The sequence below is a fragment of the Pseudoalteromonas sp. NCCP-2140 genome, assembly GCF_023708065.1.
Taxonomy (GTDB): Bacteria; Pseudomonadota; Gammaproteobacteria; order Enterobacterales; family Alteromonadaceae; genus Pseudoalteromonas.
Genome location: NZ_BRCZ01000011.1, coordinates 111659 through 118821, shown reverse-complemented (window position 1 = coordinate 118821; position 7163 = coordinate 111659). Strand labels below are relative to the sequence as shown.

The following is a 7163-nucleotide window of genomic DNA, read 5'->3' as shown; positions in this document are numbered from 1 at the left end:
AAGAAGAAATTTATAACATCAGTTACTGGAAAAAGCAGGAGTATTGAATTATTGATTGAAAAAGATCAGTTACCTGAATTTAAGTAGGGGCAACTGATCAAAATATATGTGAAAGAGTACTAGTGCGTTACTTCTCTCAAGACCCTCGCGTCATTATTGAGGACATGGAGCCAACGCTATAAGTATCAATTTACAATTGCGCGGAGTCTGTCTCTGCGCTTTTAATCTTACATAAAAATAAAAAGTGGGACTGGCCAATCAAGGTGGCGAGTTTATTTTCAGAGCACAATGATTTAAACCACTCTAATCGATAGAAAACAGGGCTCCAGCCGAGCTTCATACTCTGCTCTATCGATGCTAATGCTGAGTACTTTTCATTTAATACGCTTTGTAACATGGCTTTAATAAAATACGCTTCAGCTAAATCAGGTTGTGTAATTAATACTTTTTCGATTTGATTCATTGCTTGTTGATTTTGCTCTAAGTGGATTAAGACCTGTGCTTTTTCTAATTGTTCGGCAATACTACTTGGTGAAGCCCCAAGATGTTCATTAATTTTTTTGTATAGCTCAAGCGCTGCATTCGTATAGCCTTTTAAGTAGAGTAAATCGGCATAGTTTAGCTGTAAGGTTGATGTTTGTGGCTCTAATGACATCGCCCGCTCTGCAAATTTTAATGCCAGTTCCAATTCCCCTTGTAATGACAGGACTATCGAGAAGTTACTGAGTATAGAAGGGCTTTGTTGTCCTGAGTCTATTAATTTTTGATAATGTTGTTGCGCCTCTTCTAGCTCTCCTGATAACAAAGAGATATCAGCTAGAGTTTTTAAGGTCACAATATCTTCTGAACTGTAGCGTAAAATTTCTTTCAAGTAGACAGCAGCTTCATTACGCTGACCTTGAATAAGATAAGCAATTACTAAGTTTCTTGTCGCTAACAGCGTTGGTCTGAGCGCATATGCACTTTGTGCATGTTTTAATGCACGCTCCAAATCACCAATACGTTTATAGTAAATGGATAAAATAATCTGCTTTTGGTAAGCCTCTAATGTTGAGTCTTGAATACGTGTAATTACCTGATTTGCTTTAGTGTGCTCACCTGCATGCTGGTATATTTCTAACAAATCAATTAAGTAAGCAGGGCTTTCACGATAAGAGACTGGTGAGTTATCCAGTTGGGTTCGCAACTCCTTAATAAGCGCTACATTATGCGTCGACTTGTACAGTCGCAACATGATTTTTCGATACAATGGATATAGAGGTTTAAAGTCAGCACGTTGAAAGAGTAATGACTCAGCTATCAATTTTTCTGCTTCAGTGCTTTCTATATTATTAGCAACCTGGGCAACGAGTGATACATATTCATCCACGAACTTATCTGACAACGATAACTGGCTGTGTTTGTTTGCTTCTAAGTTAAGTAAACTTTGCACTGAAGAAAGTGCTGAATTATAAATATTCAGATAGTTCTCTTTATCTGTCGCAGTTCGATACTTATTGACTAATACTGCATTCTTATCAAGCTGGCTCAAACTAAAATCACATGACAAAGAGCTGCAATCGAGTAATGGTATTAGTAACTTAGATGCACCAAGAGCACTTGCCAAATCACTTAAGCTGGCATTACTGCCTAAAACAAGTTGAGTTTGTTTTATTTCTTGCTCTGAAATTAACGCATAGTGCCGATTTCCTAATAGTGACTCGGTTACTGCATCATTTATCCCCAAACTAAGTATTCTTTTTTGTGTTTCTGTTACATCATTTGTCGACGTATATTCAATGGGTAAAAGAGCTACATACTCTTTCGTTTGCATTGCCAAGAAAGTCCAAATGAGCAATCCAAAACACACTGTAAAGCCGATTAAGTACATAAGTCGCTTATTAATGTTTTTCTGTTTTTTGATATCTTTGACTTCAATGGTAGGGCAATCAAAACTGAGCGTCGCTAGGATACTCTTAAACTGTGCTGCCACAAAGCTCGCACTCGTCGGTCTATTTTTTGGCTTATAGGCCAATAGCTGTTTAATTAATACTGCCAAATCAGGTGATATAGTATAAATAGATTCATAACTTGCGTGGCAAGGATATGATTTCATTGCTGCAGCAATATCTTGTTCAGCTGCACTACTTGCCTGATTTGCATAAGCATGAACATCACAGAATAGCTGATATGCCATCAACCCCAGTGAAAATAGGTCACTGCGAAAGTCTAATTTCTCATTGTTAAGTTGCTCTGGTGACATTGCTTTCAAGCTGCCAAAACTTGTGTTGTGTGATTGTGTGTCTTTGTGTTTTATTTTTGAAATACCAAAGTCTGCAATTTTCACAGCACCATCTTCACTGATCAATACATTCGCGGGTTTTAAATCGAGGTGCAGAATCTCTTTTTCATGAATACCTGCTAAGCCATCACTAATATGAGAAAGTATTTCTATTTTATCAGCTACACTTAGCTGGCGCTCTCTTAATAGGTGTGCAAGTGTGGTCCCTTTAACATATTCCATTTCTAATAAAACGAGTTCATCCTCATGAAGGATTCTATAGAGCTGCACGATATTTGGATGATTAAAGCTTGCAATAAGCTGTGCCTCGGTTATGGCACGTTCAACATTATCACTCTGAAGCTTCATGACTTTAAGTACAACTTGCCTATTCAGTTGCACGTCTGTCGCAAGGTATATTGTGCTCATCCCTCCTTGCGCCAGTACTTGTACCTGTTTATAGTAATCCTTTAATAAAAACACAAACAACTCGGTCAGTTAAGTGCATATTTATTAGTTTAGCCCCCAATGTTAATAAAAAGCAAAATAAATGATAATAAAATGCTAATATGAAATTATTTTTCCATATATAAGGATGTATTTATGGCTGTACTTATCTGCAAAGACTCTGGTAAAAGTATTTATTTGCGCGACTTCCATCGTTTTGGTCGTTTAGCTCACTCTGTAGATACACTTTTAAATTACCCTGAAGTTACCCGGATCCATGCTGTTATTGAGTGGGTTGAGCCACATTGGTATATTCGCGATTTGAGTAAAAATGGCGTGTGGTTAAATGGTAAAAAGCTAGAAAAACAAACTAAATCTCTATTATCTTTGCATGATAATATCAGCTTTTCCGAGGTCAGTAAGGTAGAGTATCAATTAGTCTCCATCGAGCCACCTAAAGACCTATTATTACCTGTTGGTAATGATTCGCTTGATGTAATTGAGCTGGAACGGTACCACTTTTTACCGAACAACCAAGACCCCAAAATTATCGTCTATTTTGATCCTAACAAGTATACATGGTGCTACGAAAATACCGATGACCACCAGCTAATGACACTTGAAGATAGTGATATAATTACGATTGATGCTCAACAGTGGCAATTGTTTAAAGCTGAAATGACTTCCCAAGAAAACACTGTTGATCTAAGCCCACCAGCCTCAACCGATGATATAGAGTTCATATTCAGCTTAAGCTTAGACGAAGAGCAAACCGAGTTAAAAGTGAAGCACAATGATGAGCTACAAGACTTTGATGTACGTTCGCATCACTACCTCACCGTGTTATTAGCACGCTATAAACTAGCAGACATTAAAAATCACTTTGCACCGGAAGTGCAGGGTTGGGTACAGGTAAAGAAGCTAGCTCGTGATTTAGGGATTAATGAATGCCATGTCAATATTCAAATTCACCGTGCCCGTAAACAATTTATTGAGTCATTTAATTTTATGTCTGCTGATACACTCATTGAACGTAAGCGAGGAAAGGTTCGCTTTGGTGGTGAGCACTATGTGATTTACAAAGGGCAAGCGTGTGAATCAACTGAATAGCCTGAAAATTGGCTGCTAAATCCACGCCTGCCTATTTAGATTTTATGACACAAAAATCAGCAGTACTTACTCAGACTAGAAACAGCTGACACCAAGCTCTATTTAAAGCACCAAATTAGCAACCCTTAGGATACTTTACTAAGTATTACTTAATCTCAACACGTTGAGAGCGCATAACGACTTCGTCATTTAATTCAATACCGATACCTGGCTCTTCTGATACTTGGAAGAAACCATTTTTAGGTTGTGGATCTTGAATACACAATTCACGGTTCCATTTCTTAATAGCATAGGTGTGATGTTCGTGAATTAAGAAGTTAGGAATTGCGGTCTCTAAGTGTAACGAAGCTGCAGTTGCTACTGGGCCGCCACACACGTGAGCTTGAATACGCACATCAAAGACATCAGCATAATCACACACTTTTTTAGTTTCAGTGAAACCACCACACAGGCCTAAGTCTGGCTGTAATACATCAATACTTTGATCTTCTAAGTAAGGACGCACACCCCAGCGGTTATACAAACGTTCACCACCTGCAATTGGCACCGCTACTTTGTCAGCAACTTTTGCGTGCAATGAATGATTTAAGTAATTCACAGGCTCTTCGTAATACATACAATCGAATTCTTCAGCAATTTCACCAATTTGAATTGCTGATGTTGCGCCTGGTAAACTGTGGCACTCAAAAATAATGTCAACTTCGTCACCGACTGCTTCACGAATAGCCTGCATACGCGCACGATATAATTTCATTTCTGCACGAGAAATAATATTAGTGCGGTCATAATAAGTATTGCCGTTTTTATCGTACTGGATTGGGTCAACTTTTACCGCATCATACCCTTCAGCCATCGCCTTAAGCGCTGCTTCTGCGTATTCTTCTGGGTGAACAAGCGCTTTAAATTCGCTGTCCCAGTCAAACTGTAATTGTGATGCATAAGTACGCAGCTTGTCGTTAACTTTACCACCTAATAGCTGGTAAACAGGCAAGCCTAATGCTTTACCTTTAATATCCCAAAGTGCAGTATCAATGGCGCTCATTGCTGCATACACAACAGGGCCGCCACCTAAACCCCAAAAGCTTTCGCGTAGCATTCGTGACCACAGTTTTTCTGTTTGAAATGGGTCATGACCAATTAAAAAGGCATCAGCCATTTCTTTGATCATTGCCGCAGCTGCGCTATGACCTAAATCATAAGCCAGACCCGCTTCACCCACACCGCTAATACCTTCATCGGTGTGAATACGCACAAAAACAGGTGTCCAAGCAGGTCTGTCTGGACAATGAATATCGAACACTTCGACGCGATTAACTTTCATGGTTACTCCTTACTGAGCAAAACTAGGATCAAGACGATAAGCTTTACGCAACATGGCTGGCCAAGCTAACTGGCCACCGGTGCTGCCGCTATGCACGACATTCGCTTGATTATAAATATTATCGATAATAGGTTGTGGTACTGGAATTGCCGTTTGACCACTGGCTTGAATAGCCAATTGAATTTCACAGGCACGCTGCAAATCATAAAATCTCATAAAGGCATCTCCCACTGTTGGGCCAACAGTTAAGCCACCGTGGTTAACCAATAGCATGTGATTAGTAGTGCCTAAATCATCTTGCAAGCGCTTTTTCTCATCACTGTTTACCGCTAACCCTTCGTAGCCATGATAAGACAATGATGGCAATGAGAACATTGAGTATTGGCTAAGTGGTAACAGGCCTTTTTCTTGCGTTGCAACGGCGATGGTTTCTTTTGTGTGTAAATGAATAACACAGTGAGCGTCATCACGAACTTCATGAATAGCACTGTGAATAGTGAAACCAGCTGGATTAATTTTAAATGGCGTGTCATCAAGAATATTGCCAGCTAAATCCACCTTCACAAGGTTAGATGCCGTCACTTCATCAAAACTAAGACCAAATGCATTAACTAAATAGTGATCTGTGCCCGGTAAACGTGCCGATAGGTGGGTATAAATTAAATCCCCCCATCGAAAGTGCTCCACCAAACGGTAACATGCAGCTAAATCAACACGAAGCTGCCATTCTTGTTCAGATACTTTATTTTTTAAATCGAGTTTTGGTAAGTCAAACATGGGAAACCTTGTAAATGTGACACAGCACAAATAGATGTATAGAAGTCTAAATTACTATTAATAGATGATCAATAGGTGATACAAAAAGGCCACATCAATTGATGTGGCCTTTTCACGCTAAAATGGTGTTTATTTTACTTGTGATAAGTAATCAGCAATTGCAGCCATTTCTTCTTCAGATACGTTTGCAACCATTGCTTTCATCGCAGCAGCCATACCGTTGCTACGCGCACCTGACTTAATGTCTTTCATTTGTGCTAGTAAGTACTCTTTATTTTGACCATTTAATTTAGGGTACTGAGCCATGATAGGCGCTTTACCTTCTGCACCGTGACAAGTTTGGCAAAGCTTAGCTGTGTATAGTGTTGCACCATCCGCAGCCATAGTGTTGAAAGATAGGCTTGCAGCCATTGCAATGCTAGCCCCACATAAAATTTTCGTGATCTTGCTCATTTGTATCTTCTCTTTTTTGACGGGTTATTAAACATTTTCTTTAGTGTAGACCATGATTTAACAATATTGCACCCGAAAATTGTAACGGCAATAGAAACAGTCACTACCAAATTAAATCATCAGGTACTTCAAAATCAGCATACGGATCATCTTCATCCTTTTGCTTATCTTCAGGCTCAACATGGAACACTATGTAATCTTCGCTGACTTCAGCGACTTTTCGTGCTGGTTCGTCTTCCAGTACAAAAAATTGGCCTTCTAAAACACAAATTGCTAAACGGCCACCAGCTAGGGCCTTTTGTGTTTTTTCGTTTACTTCGAGTTCCTTCACTTTATTTTGATAAGTGAAGTTAAATGTACGATCACCACGGATCTCATCTTGGTTGTGATGCTCTAAAATCTGTTTAACGCGCGCTACTTGCTCACGTTGCTTTTGCTCTTCTAAACGCGCTTTATTAAGCTCATCGGCTTTTTTCTGCTGCTCAAGCTTAGTTTGTTCAATATGTTTTTGCAGATCGCTAGGATTACTCGTGGCGCCTTTCTTTTTCTTCTTTTGCTGTTTGCGCTTTTCTGTTTTGGCTACTTTAGCTTTATGTGCCGTAGTAAGACCAGCTTTAAGTAATTGATCTTGTAATGAACCCATGACGAAATTCCAATTTATTAATGCGTATTAGGGTTATTTTAATCAGCTCTGCCAACAAATAACAGTACTGAGCCCACTTGATTCACAGCAATCGAGTATATTGGTGTGAGATTAACACGCGATGAAATCATGACATATTGATTTAACGCAAG

General features: G+C 39.2%; 6 protein-coding genes. 1 reads left to right on the top strand and 5 read right to left on the bottom strand.

Annotated features, from left to right (window positions below):
* Nucleotides 1-190: 190 nt before the first annotated feature.
* Complete coding sequence (locus NFU46_RS17590) at nt 191-2743, bottom strand: serine/threonine-protein kinase (protein WP_285835551.1); 2553 nt, start codon at nt 2741-2743, stop codon at nt 191-193.
* 120 nt (nt 2744-2863) lie between these two features.
* Between NFU46_RS17590 and NFU46_RS17585 the strand changes: the two genes are divergently transcribed.
* Entirely contained in the window at nt 2864-3817 is a 954-nt protein-coding gene (locus NFU46_RS17585; RefSeq protein ID WP_251603645.1) for an FHA domain-containing protein, read from the top strand.
* Nucleotides 3818-3962: 145 nt separating this feature from the next.
* Here the strand turns inward: NFU46_RS17585 and NFU46_RS17580 are convergent, their stop codons facing one another.
* The 4 genes from NFU46_RS17580 to NFU46_RS17565 all read right to left on the bottom strand — a co-directional run bounded on the left by NFU46_RS17580 (nt 3963) and on the right by NFU46_RS17565 (nt 7011).
* Nucleotides 3963-5138 (bottom strand): mandelate racemase/muconate lactonizing enzyme family protein, encoded by a 1176-nt coding sequence (locus NFU46_RS17580; protein ID WP_251603643.1) that lies wholly within the window; start codon nt 5136-5138, stop codon nt 3963-3965.
* Between the two features lie 9 nt (nt 5139-5147).
* Nucleotides 5148-5915 carry a class II aldolase/adducin family protein gene (locus tag NFU46_RS17575; RefSeq protein WP_054552449.1) on the bottom strand — a complete coding sequence of 256 codons (768 nt, stop codon included), beginning with the start codon at nt 5913-5915 and terminating at the stop codon, nt 5148-5150.
* 129 nt (nt 5916-6044) lie between these two features.
* On the bottom strand, nt 6045-6368 hold the full coding sequence (locus NFU46_RS17570) for a c-type cytochrome (RefSeq protein ID WP_251603641.1): 324 nt from the start codon (nt 6366-6368) through the stop codon (nt 6045-6047).
* A 103-nt stretch (nt 6369-6471) separates the two neighbouring features.
* Entirely contained in the window at nt 6472-7011 is a 540-nt protein-coding gene (locus tag NFU46_RS17565) for a DUF2058 domain-containing protein (RefSeq protein ID WP_063701878.1), read from the bottom strand.
* Between the last annotated feature and the right edge of the window lie 152 nt (nt 7012-7163).

Excerpts from the sequence above, each read along its gene's own strand:
- NFU46_RS17585 (WP_251603645.1), top strand. The coding sequence starts at position 2,864 with ATGGCTGTACTTATCTGCAAAGACTCTGGTAAAAGTATTTATTTGCGC.
- NFU46_RS17575 (WP_054552449.1), bottom strand. The coding sequence starts at position 5,915 with ATGTTTGACTTACCAAAACTCGATTTAAAAAATAAAGTATCTGAACAA.
- NFU46_RS17570 (WP_251603641.1), bottom strand. The coding sequence starts at position 6,368 with ATGAGCAAGATCACGAAAATTTTATGTGGGGCTAGCATTGCAATGGCT.
- NFU46_RS17580 (WP_251603643.1), bottom strand. The coding sequence starts at position 5,138 with ATGAAAGTTAATCGCGTCGAAGTGTTCGATATTCATTGTCCAGACAGA.
- NFU46_RS17565 (WP_063701878.1), bottom strand. The coding sequence starts at position 7,011 with ATGGGTTCATTACAAGATCAATTACTTAAAGCTGGTCTTACTACGGCA.